The following is a 16,197-nucleotide window of genomic DNA, read 5'->3' as shown; positions in this document are numbered from 1 at the left end:
GATTCGATCACCCCGACCCGTGGCCATCGCTCAGGATTCACAACGGGGTCCGGAGGCGGCAGCACTCAGTAGATTCCTAAGTGATTCTTGGGAGATTGCTAGCTTGCCTCTCAGCAGATGACAAGAGGCGTAGCGAACGATGGCTCCATGGTCGACCCCTCCGCCCTCGCCGCGGCCCGCATCATCGAACACTCCGCCGCGTATCTGAAATGCGGTCAGTGCCAACGAGTGGCCACCACGGCAAACGCTGTAATCCGCCAATTGCCCGGGATTGATCTGGTGTTCTGCCACGACTGCCAGTTCGAGCGGATCGCCGCAACACTCCTCGTGGCCCGCAGCGAAGTCGAGGAGGGCGACGCGACCGCGGTCGCCTAGGGCCCCACCTATCGGCAATCCTCTCCGAAGTACGCCACACGACACTGCGGAGCTCGGGCTGCCCGATGCGGCCGTCCGACGGAGAAAACCATCGCTGATGTGCCCCCGGCAGGATTCGAACCTGCGACACCGGCTTTAGGAGAGCCGTGCTCTATCCCCTGAGCTACGGGGGCGGACGGCCTGAGCTTACCGGCACGCCCGCCGGTAAATCGCCACGGCGGTCAGCGCAGTTCGGCGATCACCTTCGAGAAGTTCTCGATGTTGTTGTCCTGCACGGTGAAGGACGACACGCCGTACTTGTCCCGGTATGCGAGCAACGTGTCGGCGATCTCGCGGGGCGAACCGCTCAGCACCGAAGGCTGGGACAGGATCTCCTCGTCGGACAGGTCTGGCGCGTAAGAGCGGGTCAGCTTGAGGTCGGGCTCGGTCTCGCCGACCCGCGGCATGGCCGTGATGGCCAGGTTCAGCTCGAGTGCGTCGAAGCGGTCACCCGCGGCCTTGCGGACGAACTCGACGCGTTCGGCGAACGGGTCCTCGACGTCGCGCACCTTGGAGCCGGTCAGCCCGATGATGTCGGCGTTGCGGGCCGCGATGGTCAGCACCCGGTCACCATTGCCGGCGATGATGAGCGGCGTCGACGGGTGGTGCTCCTTCAGGTACTTCGTCATGTGCTCGAGGTAGTCGACCCGGGCGCCGGCGCTGGGATAGGGAATCTCCGCGGCCTCGAATTCCTCCCGGACGTAGCCGGTGCCCAGCCCGATCTCCAGGCGGCCGTCGCTGAGCAGATCCAGGCCGCCCATGTCCCGGCTGAGTAGGGCCGGCTTGTAGAACGCGGAGTTGAGCACGTACATGCTCAGCCGCAGCGTCGTGGTGACCATCGCGACCGCGGTCAGCGTCGGGAACGGCGCCGCGGCCCCCAAATGGTCGGGCACACAAAGAATGTCGAAGCCGCAGTCCTCGGCCCGCTTGGCCTTGTCGAGCAGTGCCTCGCGCGACTTGAAGAACCGCATGCTCATTCCAAAGCGAAAATCCTTGGCCACCAACATTCTCCGTTCAACGATCCGACATTGACCAACTTCGGGCGGCCTGCGCCAACCCCTCAATCAGGGCGCTGGTGACCGACGACAAACCGTCATCGCCCGGCAGCGGGCTGCGCGGGCTGATCCCCCTGACCCGCGCCGAGAGCTCTAGCTGGGTTCCGCCGTCCCGCACCCGGTTCACCGGATTGCGCGGATGCAAGCCCCGCAGTTCCGGTGGGATCTCGTCGAGGTCGGTGATCACCTGGTAGCCGGGCAGCCCAATGTGCCGCGTCAGGTGGGCGGCCAGCGCCCGGTTGCGGCCGCCCGCCAGCAGCTGGGTGCTGCGACCGTCGCGGCCGTACCCGTGCAGCGACACCGCGACGTCGACGTGGTCCAGGAATTCGGCGAGCCGCGGCGACTCGGCCGGGTCGAACAGGGCAGACGGCAGGTGATGCGGGTAAGCGTCGGGATGGCGCACCACGTACACCGAGGCGCCGGCCGCCTCGGCGGCACGCTCGGCGACCACGTCGGTCATCTCTTCGAGCCCACCGCCGTGGATCGCGAGAAACCCGAACCGCGAACGCAATTGGCTGCCTTCGGTGACCCCGGGCTCGCTTAACAACGCCGAAAGTGATTGTGGCCCAGGCCCCGACGTCGACGACTTCGGGATGGGCCACCCGGCGGGATCCCAGCGGCGCAAGAAGTCGACCCAGCGTTGCGGCAGCCCGTGCTGCGTGGCGCCGTCGATGATCTTGGGCAGGTAGCCCGGCCTGGGCGGCCCCGGCGTCACGCGATGGTCGATGTAGACCCAGGCCGGTTCCGGTCCGTCGTCGGTGTGCACCGTCATCTCGTCGCGCCGGTAGCGCACCGGAACCCCCTCGGCGCTGTCCAGCGTCGCCAGGTCACCGTCGGAGATCCGCCACACCACCCCGTAGACCTGGTTGCCGGCGAGCGGTTCGACGGTGGCCACGCCGCGCTGATTGATCAGCCAGTCGTGATCGGCCAGCACGGCCGGGCGCGGATGCGCGGCGTCGGGGCAGCGTTGCGCCATCTGCCGGACGCATAGGTTCGACCCGTATGCGAAGTAAAGGTGCGGCAGGGCCGGCATTCAGCCGGTCACCGTCAGCCAGATAAGCACCACGTTAAGCAGACTAATCAATACGCCGACGGCCCAGCCAAGAATCGTCGTGACGCGGTGATTGGCGTCGCCACCCATCAGCCCGCGATCGCTGGTCAGCTTGATCAAAGGCAGCACGGCAAAAGGTATTCCGAACGACAGCACTACCTGCGACAGCACCAGTGCGCGGGTGGGGTCGAAGCCCACCGCCAGGATCACCAGCGCGGGCACCAGGGTGATCACCCGCCGCAGCACCATCGGAATCGACCGGTGCAGCAGTCCCTGCATGATCATGGCGCCGGCGTAGGCGCCCACCGACGACGAGGCCAGACCCGAGGCGAGCAACCCGACGGCGAACAGCACCGCGATGGTCGCGCCCAGCGTGTTGTGGATCGCGGAGTAGGCGCCCTCGATGGAGGCGCTCACGTCGCGGTGCTGCAGGTTGACCGCGGCGATCACCAGCATCACGGCGTTCACCGTGCCGGCCACCGTCATCGCCAGCACGACGTCCCAGCGGGTGACGCGCAGCAGCAGGCGCCGGTGGGATCCCTCGTCGGGGTGCCCGTGCCGGTCCAGGACCAGACCCGAATGCATGTAGACCGCGTGCGGCATCACGGTGGCGCCCAAAATTGCCGCGGCCAGCAGCACGCTTTCGGTGCCGCGGAACCGGGGGATCAGCCCGCCGAGCATCTCCTCGGGCGGCGCGGTCTTGACGAAGAAGCTCGCCGCGAACCCGATCGCGATGACCAGCAGCAGGCCCGTGATGACCCGCTCGAAGATGATCTGCCCGCGCCGGTCCTGAATCCCCAGCAGCAGCAACGCCACCACACCGGTGATCAGCCCGCCGGCCAGCAGCGGCAGGTTGAACAGGATGTGCAGGGCGATGGCCCCGCCGACGACTTCGGCCGCATCGGTCGCGACGGCCACGAGTTCGGCCTGGGCCCAGTAGACCAACCGCGCCGGGCGGCCCATCCGCTTGCCGATCGTGGCCGGCAGGGAGCGTCCGGTGACCAGCCCCAGCTTCGCCGACAGGTACTGCACCAGGCCCGCCAGCACGTTGGCCACGACGATGACCCACAGCAGCAGGTAGCCGTATTGCGAACCGGCGCTGACGTTGGCGGCGACGTTTCCCGGGTCGACGTAGGCGATCGCGGCGACGAACGCGGGCCCGAGCAGATACCAGTTGCCCTTGAGCGAGCCCTGGGTGCGCTGCCCCAACGTGCCGACCTCGATTCACTTCACCGAATAAGAAAGTGAGGTTAGTCGAACATCTCGGCGCGCCCGTCGGCGGCTACGGCGTTTCCCGCCCTCGGGCCTCACTGCGGGAGGTAGAGCCCCTTGCCGGTGACCAGTGGCAGATCCAGGGTGGTCACGATGCCGGGCCGGGCGGCCACCACCGCGGGGATCGCGTTGACGACCCGCATGGCGGTGGCAACCAGGCCGGCGTGGTTGTGATCGCCCTTGCGGCTGCTCAGGCAGACGTCCATGGCATACGAGGGTTCGCCGGTGATCTCGATGCGGTAGGAGCCGCCCTCCTGGGCCGGCTGCGGCCACTCCGGGCACAGGTCCTCGCGCAGCCGGGTGACGTGTTCGAGGACGACGACGGGTTCACCGTTGACCATGCCGAACACCTCGAAGCGCAACGCCGCGGCGGTGCCCTTGGCGATGTGACCCGAGGCGATGTCGAAGTCCTCGGGGGCGGGGATGCGGACGTAGTCCTGGGTGACCTCGTCGAGCGAAATACCCAGGCCCGCAGCCATTTGGCGGATCACCGAACCCCACGCCAGGCTGAGCACGCCGGGCTGCAGCAGCATGGGAAGCTCGTCCAGCGGCTTGCCGAAGCCCATCACGTCGAACATGACCGCGGCGCTGTCGTAGGTGGCGTAGTCGACGATCTCCATGCAGCGGATCTGCTGGATGCTCTGGCAGGTACCCGCCAGAGCCAGCGGCAGCAGATCGTTGGCGAAGCCGGGATCGATACCGTTGACGTAGAGGCTCGAATTCCCTTCTTGCGCAGCATCTTCCAAGGGCTTGATGAGCTCCTCGGGGATGACCTGCCACGGATACTGCAAGAAGACCGGGCCGCTGCCGACGATGTTGATTCCCGCCGCCAGGACGCGCCGGTAGTCCTCAAGGGCCTCGGGCAACCGGTTGTCGGCCAGCGCGTTGTACACGGCGCATTGTGGCCCGGTGCCGAGCACGGCATCCAGGTCGGTGCTGGCGAGCACGCCGGTCGACTCGCTCAGTCCCGCAAGCTCCGCCGCGTCCTTGCCCGCCTTGGCGTCCGAGGACACCCAGACGCCCTTCAGGTCGAACTCCGGGTTGGTGATGAGCGCGCGCAGGGCGTGGATACCGACGTTGCCGGTGCCCAATTGGACGACGGGGATGGGCATGACGTGCTCCTTAGCGGTCAGGGGTCACAGGTCCGGGACGGGGATGTCGAGGTTGGGGAAGGTGAGGCCGCCGTCGACCTCGAGTGTCTTACCGGTCAGAAAGCTGCCGGCTGGGGATGCCAAATAGACTGCGGCAGCGGCGATGTCGACCGGATCGCCGAGCCGGCGCATGGGTGTGGCCTTCTCCATCGGCGCGCGCAGTTCGTCGTTGGAGGCGACGACGTCCAGCGCGGAGGTCAGGATCGATCCGGGGGCGATCGCGTTGACCCGGATGCGCGGGCACAGGTCCAGCGCGGACGACCGGGTGTAGTGCGCCAGCGCGGCTTTGGCCGTGGCGTAGGCGGCGAAACCACGACCGGCCAGTCGGCCCATGGTCGAGGTGATGTTGATGATGCTGCCGCCGCCGGAGTGCTCCAGCATCAGCGGCACCGCCGCGATGGTGAGCGCGTGGGCGGTGGCGACGTTGAAGGTGAACGCGTCCTTGAGGTCCTTCGTCGAGGTGGTCAGCAGCGTGTTGGGCATGGTGCCGCCGACGTTGTTGACGACGATGTCGAGTTTCCCGAACGCCTCGACGGCCTTGCCGGCCAGCTCCGCGGTGGACTCGGGGTGGGCCAGGTCGGCGGCCACGATGTGGGCCCGCCGCCCGACGGCCCGGACCTGTTCCGCGACGGCTTCTAGTTGGGATGCCGTGCGTGAGGAGATGAGGACATCGGCGCCCGCCTCGGCGAAGGCCAGCGCGATGGCCGCCCCGAGACCGCGGCCTGCACCAGTGATGACGGCGACTTTGTCGTCGAGACGGAACCTGTCAAGGATCATGGCGGCCTCTCTTCATTTCGGTGTCAGCCGACACGGTAGCAAGCCGCGCCGCCCGGATCGGGCATTTCTGGAACAGGTTCTACTTTTGCATACGGGCGTGGCGATGCGGGCCGCGGTGGCGGCATGCGGGTGGCGTCCGCGCCCGGCGTGCGCCTGGTGACCATTCGCCCGCCGTTAACCTTGGTGCTGTTAGCTGAACGGCGACGATCATGTGTGGTCTTCACCGTGAGGAAGTAACTTGAGGCGCAACCGATTTGGTGCCGCACTGAGTGTCCTGGCGGCCGGTGCGCTGGTGTTGTCGGGATGCGGGGGCAACGACACCCGGGCGTGGGGCAGCGGGGCGATTCCGTCGGGCCACGTCGATTGCGGTGGAAAGAAGGCCCTCAAGGCCAGCGGATCGACCGCACAGGCCAACGCGATGACCCGCTTCGTCAGCTCGTTCGAGCGGGCCTGTCCCGGCCAGACGCTGAACTACACGCCCAACGGTTCGGGCGCGGGGATCGGTGAATTCACAGGCAATCAAACCGATTTCGCGGGTTCGGACTCACCGCTGGCCCCGATCGAATACTTCGCCGCCCAGGCCCGGTGCGGTTCGCCGGCGTGGAACCTGCCGGTGGTGTTCGGCCCGATCGCGATCACCTACCACGTCGCGGGCGTCAACTCGCTGATCCTGGACGGCCCCACCGCCGCCAAGATCTTCAAGGGCGCGATCGCCGCCTGGAACGATCCCGCCATCCGGGCGCTGAACCCCGGCGTCGCGCTGCCCGCCGAGCCCATCCACGTCACATTCCGCAGCGACCAGTCCGGCACCACCGACAATTTCCAGAAATACCTGGACTCCGCCTCCGACGGCGTGTGGGACCGGGGGATCGGGAAGGCCTTCAACGGCGGGGTCGGCGAGGGTGCCGAGGGCAACGGTGGCACGGCGGCGGCCGTGAAGGCGACCGAAGGATCGATCAGCTACAACGAATGGTCGTTCGCGTCGGCGCAGAACCTGACGATCGCCAGGATCGTCACCTCGGCGGGACCGGACCCGGTGTCGATCGGAGCGGAGTCGGTCGGCAAGACGATCTCCGGCGCCACCCTGACCGGGCGGGGCAACGACCTGGTCGTCGACACCTACTCGTTCTACAAGCCGACCCGGCCCGGTTCCTATCCCATCGTGCTGGCCACCTACGAGATCGTGTGCTCGAAATACCCCGACCCCCAGGTCGGTGCGGCGGTAAAGGCGTTCCTGCAGAGCACCATTGGCGATGGGCAAAGCGGCTTGGCGGGCAACGGATACATCCCGGTGCCCCCGTCATTCAAGTCACGACTGGCGGAGTCCATCAACGCCATCTCGTGATGTGAGACGGCGCCAGGGGCGCGGTGGAAGCCCACCGATTTTCTTTGCTGTCGCGGCGTGCCGAAGCGCCGTCGGGTGCTACTGGTGCGCACGTCGCCGCCCGGTGCCATCGCGTTCAGCGGCGAGCGCCTAACAATTTGCTCAACGTTCACCTTGTTACTGTTAGCTTCGTGGCTGCGAGACGGCTGGTCGGGCGCAAACGGCTACCGACCGGCGGCGATCCTGTTTCATCCCTACCGTAAGGAAGCGAATTGAAACTCAACCGATTTGGCGCCGTGCTGGGTGTCGTGAGCGCAGCCGCGCTGGCGTTGTCGGCATGCGGAAGCGACAACAACGGGACCGGCGCGAGCGCGACGAGCGGCTCCTCGTCGGGCAGCAACGTGAGCTGCGGCGGAAAGAAGGCCCTCAAGGCCAGCGGCTCGACGGCCCAGGCCAACGCGATGACGAGGTTCGTCAACGCGTACGAGCAGGCCTGTCCCGGCCAGACGCTGAACTACACCGCCAACGGGTCCGGCGCGGGAATCAGCGAATTCAACGGTAAGCAAACGGATTTCGGGGGTTCGGACTCGCCGCTGGCGCCCAACGAGTACGCCGCCGCGCAACAGCGGTGCGGTTCGCCGGCGCTGAACCTGCCGGTGGTCTTCGGCCCGATCGCCATCACCTACAACGTCGCGGGCCTCAACTCACTGACCCTGGACGGCGCCGCGGCGGCCAAGGTCTTCAACGGCGCGATCACCACGTGGAACGACCCCGCGATCCAGGCACTCAACCCGGGAGCCGCCCTGCCGGCCGAGCCGATCCACGTCGTGTTCCGCAACGACGAATCCGGCACCACGGACAACTTCCAGAAGTACCTCGACGCCGCCTCCAACGGGGCGTGGGGCAAGGGCGCCGGCAAGACCTTCAAGGGCGGCGTCGGCGAGGGAGCAAAGGGCAACGACGGCACCTCGGCGGCGATCAAGGCGACCGAGGGGTCCGTCACCTACAACGAGTGGTCCTTTGCTCAGGCGCAGAAGCTGAACATGGCCAAGATCGTCACCTCGGCCGGCCCGGACGCGGTTGCCATCAGCGCCGATTCGGTGGGCAAGACGATTGCTGGAGCCAAGATCGCCGGCCAGGGCAACGACCTGGTGCTGGACACGCTGTCCTTCTACAAGCCCACCCAGGCCGGTTCCTACCCGATCGTGCTGGCCACCTACGAGATCGTCTGCTCGAAGTATCCCGACGCCCAGGTCGGTACGGCGGTCAAGGCCTTCCTGCAAAGCACCATCGGCGCCGGGCAGAACGGCCTGGCCGACAACGGCTACATCCCCATTCCTGACGCATTCAAGTCGAGGTTGTCTGCTTCCATCAACGCCATCACATAACCTGAGGTGGTCGTGACACGAGGAACAGCCATCAGCCCGTCGACCGCGGAGAAACCGGCACTAACTGCGCTGAGTCAACACGTGGGTCGGCGGGCTGATCGCCTGTTCAAGCTGATGGCCGCCGCCGCTGGCTCGACGATCGTGGTCGCCATCCTGTTGATCGCGGTCTTCCTGTTGCTGCGCGCCGTCCCGTCGTTGCGCGTCAACCACGCGAACTTCTTCACCAGCGCGAAGTTCAGCACCAGCGACCCGAACAGGCTGGCGTTCGGGATCCGCGACCTGCTGATGGTCACGGTGCTCAGCTCGCTCAGCGCGCTGGTGCTGGCCGTCCCGGTCGCGGTGGGTATCGCCGTGTTCCTCACCCAGTACGCGCCGAAGCGGCTGGCACGCCCCTTCGCCGCGGTGGTGGATCTGCTGGCCGCGGTGCCGTCGATCATCTTCGGGCTGTGGGGAATCTTCGTGCTCGCACCCCAGATCGAGCCGGTCGCCGCGTTTCTCAACCGCAACCTGGGCTGGCTGTTCCTGTTCAAGCAGGGCAACGTCTCGCTGGCCGGTGGCGGCACCATTTTCACCGCCGGCGTCGTGCTCTCGGTGATGATCCTGCCCATCGTCACGTCCGTCTCGCGCGAGGTGTTTCGGCAGACCCCGCACATCCAGATGGAGGCGGCGCAGGCGCTCGGCGCCACCAAGTGGGAGGTGGTGCGGATGACCGTGCTGCCCTTCGGCCGCAGTGGTGTCATCGCGGCCTCGATGCTGGGGCTGGGCCGCGCGCTGGGCGAGACCGTGGCGGTGCTGATCATCCTGCGTTCGGCCGCCCGCCCGGGTAACTGGTCGCTGTTCGACGGCGGCTACACGTTCGCCTCGAAGATCGCATCGGCGGCCGCGGAGTTCAGCTCGCCGCTGCCGACGGGGGCGTACATCTCGGCGGGATTCGCGCTCTTCGTCCTGACGTTCATCGTCAACGCGCTCGCCCGCGCGATCGCCGGCGGCAAGGTCAACGGATGATGCGGTTGGAGCGGGAGCGACGCGATGCTGGGGAGCGGCGCCGATGACCGTTGAAGCACTGGACCGGCCGGTCAAGGTCGAGGTGTTCCGGCCGCTGAGCTTCCGGCGCCGGATCACCAACAACGCCGCGACGCTCTTCTTCCTCGGCACGTTCTGCATCGCGCTGGTACCGCTGATCTGGGTGTTGTGGATCGTCGTCGAACGCGGCTGGTACGCCGTCACGCGCTCGGGATGGTGGACCCACTCGCTGCACGGCGTGCTGCCGGAACAGTTCGCCGGCGGCGTCTACCACGCGCTCTACGGCACGCTGGTGCAGGCCGGAGTGGCCGCCGCCCTGGCCGTGCCGCTGGGCTTGATGACCGCGGTCTTCCTCGTCGAATACGGGTCCGGGCGCCTGGTGCGGCTGACGACGTTCATGGTCGACGTGCTCGCGGGCGTGCCGTCGATCGTGGCGGCGCTGTTCATCTTCAGCCTGTGGATCGCCACCCTGGGCTTCCAGCAGAGTTCGTTCGCGGTGTCGCTGGCCCTGGTCCTGCTGATGCTGCCGGTGGTGGTGCGCTCCGCCGAGGAGATGCTGCGGCTGGTGCCCGACGACCTGCGCGAGGCCAGCTACGCACTCGGCGTGTCGAAATGGAAGACCATCGTGCGGATCGTCTTCCCGATCGCGATGCCCGGCATCGTGTCCGGGATCTTGTTGTCCGTCGCGCGGGTCATCGGTGAAACCGCGCCGGTGCTGGTGCTCGTCGGCTACAGCCGCTCGATCAACGTCGACATCTTCCACGGCAACATGGCGTCGCTGCCGCTGCTGATCTACACCGAGCTCACCAACCCCGAACACGCGGGTTTCCTGCGGATCTGGGGTGCGGCCTTGACCCTGATCATCATGGTCGCCGTCATCAACATCGTCGCGGGGCTGACCCGGTTCCTGGCCACCCGCAAGCGCTGACCCGGCGGCGGGTCAGGACTTCGAGGCCGCCTTGGAGGCCGCCTTCTTGGCCGGCGCCTTCTTGGCGGCCGTCTTCTTCGCCGGGGCCTTCTTCGCCGCGGTCTTCTTCGCGGGCGCCTTGCCGTTGCCGGAACGCGCCTTCACGCTGGCCTCCAGCTTGGCGAGCAGATCCGAGACGTCCTCGGTCTCGTCCAGCTGCTTCGGCTGCTCCTCGGTGGTGAACGCTTCTCCGCCTTCGAGTTTGGCTTGGACCAGCTCGTGCAGCTGCTCCTGGTAGTCGTCGTGGTAGCGATCGGGATTGAACTCCTCGGCCATCGACTCCACCACCTGCCCCGCCATCTTGAGTTCGGCGGGCTTGACCTCGACCTTCTTGTCCAGGATGGGAAAGTCCGGGTCGCGAATCTCGTCGGGCCACAACAACGTGTGGATCACCATCACGTCGCGCTTGCCGAAGTCCTTGACCCGCAACGCCGCAAGCCGGGTCTTGTTGCGCAGCGTAAAGTGCACGATCGCCATCCGATCCGTCTCGGCAAGCGTCTTGGCAAGCAGCACATAGGATTTCGATGACTTCGAGTCCGGCTCCAGGAAGTAGCTGCGGTCGAACAGCATCGGGTCGACGTCGCTGGCAGGCACGAACTCCAGTACTTCGATCTCGCGGCTGCGTTCCTCGGGCAGCGTGGCGATGTCGTCGTCGGTGATGATGACCATCTGACCGTCGTCGGACTCGTAAGCCCGGGCGATGTCACGGTATTCCACCGTCTCACCGTCCACCTCGCAAACGCGTTGGTAGCGGATGCGGCCGTTGTCCTTGGCGTGCACCTGGTGGAACTTGATGTCGTGGTCCTGGGTGGCGCTGTACACCTTGACCGGGACGTTCACCAGTCCAAACGCGATGGAACCCTTCCAGATGGAGCGCATGCAAGTCAGTATGCCCGTAGGGCCGGTGGCAAAACAGCACGACAGGGCTACGACCTGGGACTGTCCGCCCGCGCTTTCCGACTACGGTGGACGCGCTCAGCCCTGCGAAGCCGCGTCCAGCGCGGCACGATCCGGCAGGTCGGCTCCGGGGCGAGCGACGGTCAGCGCCGCGGCCAGACTCGCCGCCTCCAGCGCCGTCGTCAGCGCGTCGACGTCGATCGCGCGCAACTCGGCGCGACGGTCCCCACCCAGCGACCCCGACTCCCACAGCGCGTCGAGCAGACCGGCCATGAACGAGTCACCGGCACCGACCGTGTCGACCACGCGCACGGCGCGCGTCGGCACCCGCGCGACACCCGCCGCGCAGAAGGCCACCGCGCCCCGGTCGGCCAGCGTCACCGCCACGATGGCCGGACCCAACCCCTGCCACGTCTGGGCGATCTGCTCGGGCGGGCGATCGGGGTCGATCCAGCGCAGGTCTTCCTCGCTGACCTTCACGATGTCGCTGCGCTCGACAAGGTGCTCGATGCGTTCCACCGCAAGGTCCCGGTCGGCGATCAGCGACGGGCGGACGTTGGGATCGAAGGTGACCGTGGCCGAGACTCGATAGGTGTCGATCAGCGCCGCGACCGCCAGGCAGCCCGGATCCTGCACGGCGGCAATCGATCCGGTGTGGACGAATAGCGGCGGGGCGACCGGCGGTGTCCCGGAGAGCCGCCAGTCCAGATCGAACACGTAGTCGGCCGACCCGTCTTCGGCGATGGTTGACCGCGCGGTCGGCGTGCGCTGTGCGGCCCGGCTTTCCGAAACCAGTTGCACCCCTGCGGCTTCGACATAGTCGACGATGCGCCGCCCGTACGGGTCGTCGGCGATCGAGGTCAGGAAGTCGACCTCGCGGCCCAGCCGGCCGAGTCCGACGGCGACGTTGAGCGGACTGCCGCCGACGTGCTCGTCGCTCCCGACGATATCGATCAGCGACTCGCCGATCACCAGCCCGCGGCTCATCGCACCAAGGCATCCAGCGTTGCGCGAGCTCCCTTGCTGTGCAACGAATCCAACGCCCAGAGGTACGCCTCGACGAAGCGGGGCTGGTGGGCCAGATCGCAGAACACCGCGGTGATCTCGATGAACACGGTCGGGTTCTCGTGCTGCGACCTGGCGATCGGAATGAGCGAGTCCGCCAGCTGGTCCAGCACCTCGTACGGGTTGCCCCACTCGTCGACACCCTCGGCGTATCGGGCCCAGCTCGCCACCACCGCTGCGGCCAGCCGGACCGGCCCGCCGTGGGCCAGGTTGTCGCAGATGACGGGATACAGAAACTTCGGGATGCGGTCCGACGAGTAGGCGCACACCCGCGCGACGGTGTCCCGCACGGCAGGGTTGGCAAACCGCTCGACCAGGGTGCGGCCGTACTCATGCAGGTCGATTCCGGGTACCGGCGGAAGCGTCGGAATGGCCTCGGATTCGAAGTACTCATGCAGGAATTCGGCGAACAACGGATCGCTTGCGGCCTCGTGGACGAACTTGAAGCCGCACAGATGGGCGAAGTAGGCCAGGCACTGATGCCCCGCGTTGAGCAGTCGCAGCTTCATCAGCTCGTACGGGCGCACATCGTCGACCAACAGCACGCCCGCTTGCTCCAGCGGCGGCCGACCGTCGGCGAAGTCATCCTCGATCACCCAGGCGGTGAACGGCTCGGCCACCACCGGCCACCGGTCGTTGACGCCGAAGTCGCGTCGCACTTCCGCGGCCATCTCCAAAGTTGTTGCCGGAGTGATGCGATCGACCATCGAGCTCGGGAACCGGGCGTGCTCCGCCACCCACTCGGCCAATTCGGGATCCACGTGTTCGGCGCTTGCGAGCACGGTGCGCCTGGCGACCTCGCCGTTGTTCTCGATGTTGTCGCAGGAGACGATCGTCGGCGCGGCGATCCCGCGTTGGCGACGCCGGGCGAGCGCCTCGGTGATCAGGGTGAACGCCGGACCATCGGGGTCGCGGTAGCCACCTTCGGTGATGGTCAGCGAGATGATCCGGGTGGACGGGGCGGTCAGCACCTCCAAAGCCGAATCCGGATCGTCCGGGGCGTAGCGGTAGTCGATGATCGAGCCGATCACCTGGGCGTCCCGGCTCCCGTTGGGGTTCTCCAAGATCAGCGTGTACAGCCCGTCCTGATCGTTGAGGACGTCGCGCATGGTCCAGTCGGAGGGCATCACACCGATCCCGCAAATGCCCCACTCGTGCGCCAAGCCTTGCTGCAGCAGCAGATTGATGTAAGCGGCCTGATGCGCCCGGTGGAAGTGGCCCGCGCCGATGTGCGCGATCCCGACGCTGACGCTGCCGCGGTCATACTTCGGCGCGTCGATAGGCAGCTCGGAGAGCGACGCATTGTTCAGATCGATCGCATTGTTCAGATTGATCGCGCTGGCCATCGTTGGCCACCTCCTCCCCGGGCCGCGGCCCGGATCGCTAGTGCGAGGTCGACTTCCTATGGAAGCGGGGACCGTGCGGCCGGCACGGCCGACGACAGCAGGACGTCGGCAAGAGCACGCCACGAGTCGGTGATCGCCACCGCGCCGGCATCGATCAAGTCTTCCCGGCGGCCGGCTCGCTCGTCGGGCAGCACGAACATCAGGTTGCCGACGGTGGCATAACCGGCCGCGACCGCGGACTTGACGCCCGCCACCGAGTCTTCGATGGCCAGCCCCTGTTCGGCCGCGACGCCCAGCACCTGCCCGCAGTGCAGGTATACCGCGGGATCGGGCTTGCTTGTCGGCACCGGAAGCGAATCCTCCGCGCTGAAGGTCACCGCCTCCGGGAGCAGCGAGTCCAGGCCGGTGGCGATGAAGCAGGCACGCAGCCGCTTGGTGGCGCTCGAGCTCACGGCCGCGAGCGCGTAGCGCCCCGCGAGGGCGCGCAGCGGTTCGATGACCTGCGGATCGGGGGTCAGGGTGGCCGACAGGTGGGCGGTGACCCGTTCACGCTCATCGCGCACCCACGTCTCGAGTTCGTCGGCGCACAACGCCTTGCCGCTCGCCACGTCGCCGGGTGAGGCGACCACCGCGGCGGGGCGGCCCTGGGCCAACGTCGGATCGAGCGGAACCTCGCACTGCACCGCCAGGTCGAGCGCCGTGTTACGGAAGTTCTTCCCGACGGCGCGCTTGCGCAACTCCTCGGAGCTCAGCGGGGCCGTCACGCCGAACCTGGCCAGGAAACGATTCGTCACCTCGGTCGAGGCGTCGAACGCGGGCCTCTCCGAACCGAACAGGTTGTCGTCGGCGTCGCACAGCAATGTGGTGATCGGCGCCGGGTCGAAATCACGCACGAAGGTCAGGCCCGCGGTCATCGTGCCACCAACTCCCACTGGTCGTGCCGCAACGCATCGCGCAGCGTGGGCAATACACCGCGCGCGTCGATGTCGGCGATCATGTCGCCGAAGCGCTCCGCAAAACCGGGGACCGCGCGCACCTCGGCGAACATCTCGTGCCCCAGGAGCGGATCGGGATTGCTGCTTGCCATGTTGGCCAACCTAGCCACCGGTATCGCCTGCGAGTCTTCGAGGCGCAGCTTGCGCCCCTGAAGGTCGTGGCCGCGCATGTAGCGCGCCCATCCGGCGACCGCCAACATCAACAGCGTGTGTGGCCTGCCCCGCGCGATCGCCTCCTGCAGCGAGGGCAGCACGAACGTCGCGATCTTGCTGGTTCCGCGGCGGGCCAGCCGGGACAGCTGGTCGCTCATTCGGGGATTGCTCAGCCGATCGAGCAGGGTGCGCCGGTATTCGGGCGTGTTCATCCCGGGGACCGGGGGCAGCAGCGGCTGGATTTCGTCGCGCAACAGCTTCTCGACGAAATCGACGATGATGCCGTCCCGCATCGCCTCGTCGGTGCGCTGGTAGCCGGCCAGGATGGCCAAGCACGCGAGCGCGATATGGGTCCCGTTGAGGAGCCGGGTCTTGATCAGCTTGTGGTCGCTGACGTCGGCAACGAACTCGGCGCCGACCTCGTGCAGCGGCGGCCTTCCGTTGCTGAAGGAATCCTCGATCACCCACTGGCAATACGGCTCGGTCACGACCGGCCATTTGTCGGCGACGCCGAAGGTCTCCTCGACGAACTTGCGCTCCGACTTCGAGGTTTGCGGGGTGATGCGGTCGACCATGGTCGACGGGAACGCGACATGCGTGTCGATCCAGCGGGCGAGCCCGGGATCCTTCAGCGCGGTGAACGACACCAGCGCCGTCCGCGCCGGCTGGGTGTCGCCGGGGATGTTGTCGCAGCAGAGCACGGTGAACGGCGCGATGCCGGCCCGGCGCCGCCGGTCCAGGGCTTCGGCCAGATAGCCCCACGCGGTGGCGTAGTTGCCGGACGCGACCAGGTCGGCCCGGACGTCGGGGTCGTCGGCGTCGAACTCGTCGGTGACGGGATTCAGGAAATATCCGTTGCCGGTGATGGTCAGGCTGACAATGCGGGTTTCGGGATCGGCGAGGGCGGCGCGGACGGCTGCCCCGTCGTTCGGTGCGTAGTGGACGGCGCCGATCGACCCGACGACGCGGGCGGTTTGGCGATCGTGCCCTTGCTGTACCACGGTGTACAGCCCATCTTGTGCCGACAGCAGGTCTTTGACGTCCGGGGAGTGCAGGCTGACGCCGGTGACGCCCCAGCGATCGGAGATGCCCGAGCGGGCGAGGTCATCGAAGTAGACGGCCTGGTGCGCGCGATGAAAGTTGCCCGCACCGATGTGGACGACTCCGCGACCGAGAGATGACCGGTCGTAGGTTGGAACGTCGATTCTCCGGGAATGCAGTCGTAGGGTCGCGTCGCTGAGTGGGACGCCGCTGTTTCGACGCCACGGGGAGGGGATTACGTCAAACATCTAGTGTCTGTGCCCGGGGTCGACGGCCAA

15 protein-coding genes and 1 tRNA gene are annotated in these 16,197 nt (G+C 67.1%); 5 read left to right on the top strand and 11 right to left on the bottom strand.

The window, feature by feature from the left end; genetic code table 11:
• Positions 1-147: 147 nt before the first annotated feature.
• Positions 148-375 (top strand): hypothetical protein, encoded by a 228-nt coding sequence (locus B9D87_RS14380; RefSeq protein WP_007777073.1) that lies wholly within the window; start codon positions 148-150, stop codon positions 373-375.
• Positions 376-475: 100 nt separating this feature from the next.
• Here the strand turns inward: B9D87_RS14380 and B9D87_RS14375 are convergent.
• The 6 genes from B9D87_RS14375 to B9D87_RS14350 form a co-directional block, all read right to left on the bottom strand.
• Positions 476-548 (bottom strand) — tRNA-Arg (locus B9D87_RS14375).
• 48 nt (positions 549-596) lie between these two features.
• Positions 597-1,421: an LLM class F420-dependent oxidoreductase gene (locus B9D87_RS14370; protein WP_007777071.1), complete on the bottom strand. Its 825-nt coding sequence runs from the start codon at positions 1,419-1,421 to the stop codon at positions 597-599.
• A gap of 7 nt (positions 1,422-1,428) precedes the next feature.
• The gene (locus tag B9D87_RS14365; protein WP_007777068.1) at positions 1,429-2,502 is read right to left on the bottom strand and encodes a poly-gamma-glutamate hydrolase family protein; all 1,074 of its coding nucleotides are present in this window, start codon (positions 2,500-2,502) and stop codon (positions 1,429-1,431) included.
• Positions 2,503-3,744 carry an Nramp family divalent metal transporter gene (locus B9D87_RS14360; RefSeq protein ID WP_174320983.1) on the bottom strand — a complete coding sequence of 414 codons (1,242 nt, stop codon included), beginning with the start codon at positions 3,742-3,744 and terminating at the stop codon, positions 2,503-2,505.
• Between the two features lie 83 nt (positions 3,745-3,827).
• Positions 3,828-4,904: an NAD(P)H-dependent amine dehydrogenase family protein gene (locus B9D87_RS14355; protein WP_007777063.1), complete on the bottom strand. Its 1,077-nt coding sequence runs from the start codon at positions 4,902-4,904 to the stop codon at positions 3,828-3,830.
• Between the two features lie 24 nt (positions 4,905-4,928).
• Positions 4,929-5,720, bottom strand: coding sequence for an SDR family oxidoreductase (locus B9D87_RS14350; protein ID WP_007777060.1), 792 nt, complete (start codon positions 5,718-5,720; stop codon positions 4,929-4,931).
• Between the two features lie 238 nt (positions 5,721-5,958).
• On the opposite strand from B9D87_RS14350, the gene pstS (B9D87_RS14345) reads away from it, so the two are divergent.
• The 4 genes from pstS (B9D87_RS14345) to pstA all read left to right on the top strand — a co-directional run bounded on the left by pstS (B9D87_RS14345) (position 5,959) and on the right by pstA (position 10,383).
• Positions 5,959-7,065, top strand: a complete 1,107-nt coding sequence (gene pstS, locus B9D87_RS14345) for a phosphate ABC transporter substrate-binding protein PstS (protein ID WP_007777056.1) — start codon at positions 5,959-5,961, stop codon at positions 7,063-7,065.
• A gap of 251 nt (positions 7,066-7,316) precedes the next feature.
• Positions 7,317-8,432 (top strand): phosphate ABC transporter substrate-binding protein PstS, encoded by a 1,116-nt coding sequence (pstS, locus tag B9D87_RS14340; RefSeq protein WP_007777054.1) that lies wholly within the window; start codon positions 7,317-7,319, stop codon positions 8,430-8,432.
• Between the two features lie 114 nt (positions 8,433-8,546).
• The gene (pstC, locus tag B9D87_RS14335; protein WP_234010152.1) at positions 8,547-9,437 is read left to right on the top strand and encodes a phosphate ABC transporter permease subunit PstC; all 891 of its coding nucleotides are present in this window, start codon (positions 8,547-8,549) and stop codon (positions 9,435-9,437) included.
• 43 nt (positions 9,438-9,480) lie between these two features.
• On the top strand, positions 9,481-10,383 hold the full coding sequence (gene pstA, locus B9D87_RS14330; protein ID WP_007777049.1) for a phosphate ABC transporter permease PstA: 903 nt from the start codon (positions 9,481-9,483) through the stop codon (positions 10,381-10,383).
• 12 nt (positions 10,384-10,395) lie between these two features.
• Here the strand turns inward: pstA and ku are convergent, their stop codons facing one another.
• The 5 genes from ku to B9D87_RS14305 all read right to left on the bottom strand — a co-directional run bounded on the left by ku (position 10,396) and on the right by B9D87_RS14305 (position 16,167).
• Complete coding sequence (gene ku, locus B9D87_RS14325) at positions 10,396-11,301, bottom strand: non-homologous end joining protein Ku (RefSeq protein ID WP_007777047.1); 906 nt, start codon at positions 11,299-11,301, stop codon at positions 10,396-10,398.
• 96 nt (positions 11,302-11,397) lie between these two features.
• Positions 11,398-12,306, bottom strand: coding sequence for a carbohydrate kinase family protein (locus B9D87_RS14320; protein ID WP_007777046.1), 909 nt, complete (start codon positions 12,304-12,306; stop codon positions 11,398-11,400).
• Positions 12,303-13,730 (bottom strand): mannitol dehydrogenase family protein, encoded by a 1,428-nt coding sequence (locus B9D87_RS14315; RefSeq protein WP_007777042.1) that lies wholly within the window; start codon positions 13,728-13,730, stop codon positions 12,303-12,305. Before B9D87_RS14315 ends, B9D87_RS14320 begins: the two co-directional genes overlap by 4 nt.
• A gap of 56 nt (positions 13,731-13,786) precedes the next feature.
• Positions 13,787-14,644, bottom strand: coding sequence for an HAD family hydrolase (locus B9D87_RS14310; RefSeq protein WP_007777039.1), 858 nt, complete (start codon positions 14,642-14,644; stop codon positions 13,787-13,789).
• Positions 14,641-16,167: a mannitol dehydrogenase family protein gene (locus B9D87_RS14305; protein ID WP_007777037.1), complete on the bottom strand. Its 1,527-nt coding sequence runs from the start codon at positions 16,165-16,167 to the stop codon at positions 14,641-14,643. Before B9D87_RS14305 ends, B9D87_RS14310 begins: the two co-directional genes overlap by 4 nt.
• Positions 16,168-16,197 lie beyond the last annotated feature (30 nt).

The organism is Mycobacterium colombiense CECT 3035, from assembly GCF_002105755.1.
Taxonomy (GTDB): domain Bacteria; phylum Actinomycetota; class Actinomycetes; order Mycobacteriales; family Mycobacteriaceae; genus Mycobacterium; species Mycobacterium colombiense.
The sequence above is the reverse complement of the archived record's forward strand: the minus strand, read 5'-3'. Positions and strand labels throughout refer to the sequence as shown.

Excerpts from the sequence above, each read along its gene's own strand:
- B9D87_RS14380 (WP_007777073.1), top strand. The coding sequence starts at position 148 with ATGGTCGACCCCTCCGCCCTCGCCGCGGCCCGCATCATCGAACACTCC.
- B9D87_RS14370 (WP_007777071.1), bottom strand. The coding sequence starts at position 1,421 with ATGTTGGTGGCCAAGGATTTTCGCTTTGGAATGAGCATGCGGTTCTTC.
- B9D87_RS14365 (WP_007777068.1), bottom strand. The coding sequence starts at position 2,502 with ATGCCGGCCCTGCCGCACCTTTACTTCGCATACGGGTCGAACCTATGC.
- B9D87_RS14355 (WP_007777063.1), bottom strand. The coding sequence starts at position 4,904 with ATGCCCATCCCCGTCGTCCAATTGGGCACCGGCAACGTCGGTATCCAC.
- B9D87_RS14350 (WP_007777060.1), bottom strand. The coding sequence starts at position 5,720 with ATGATCCTTGACAGGTTCCGTCTCGACGACAAAGTCGCCGTCATCACT.
- pstC (WP_234010152.1), top strand. The coding sequence starts at position 8,547 with ATGGCCGCCGCCGCTGGCTCGACGATCGTGGTCGCCATCCTGTTGATC.
- pstA (WP_007777049.1), top strand. The coding sequence starts at position 9,481 with ATGACCGTTGAAGCACTGGACCGGCCGGTCAAGGTCGAGGTGTTCCGG.
- ku (WP_007777047.1), bottom strand. The coding sequence starts at position 11,301 with ATGCGCTCCATCTGGAAGGGTTCCATCGCGTTTGGACTGGTGAACGTC.
- B9D87_RS14320 (WP_007777046.1), bottom strand. The coding sequence starts at position 12,306 with ATGAGCCGCGGGCTGGTGATCGGCGAGTCGCTGATCGATATCGTCGGG.
- B9D87_RS14315 (WP_007777042.1), bottom strand. The coding sequence starts at position 13,730 with ATGGCCAGCGCGATCAATCTGAACAATGCGATCGATCTGAACAATGCG.
- B9D87_RS14310 (WP_007777039.1), bottom strand. The coding sequence starts at position 14,644 with ATGACCGCGGGCCTGACCTTCGTGCGTGATTTCGACCCGGCGCCGATC.
- B9D87_RS14305 (WP_007777037.1), bottom strand. The coding sequence starts at position 16,167 with ATGTTTGACGTAATCCCCTCCCCGTGGCGTCGAAACAGCGGCGTCCCA.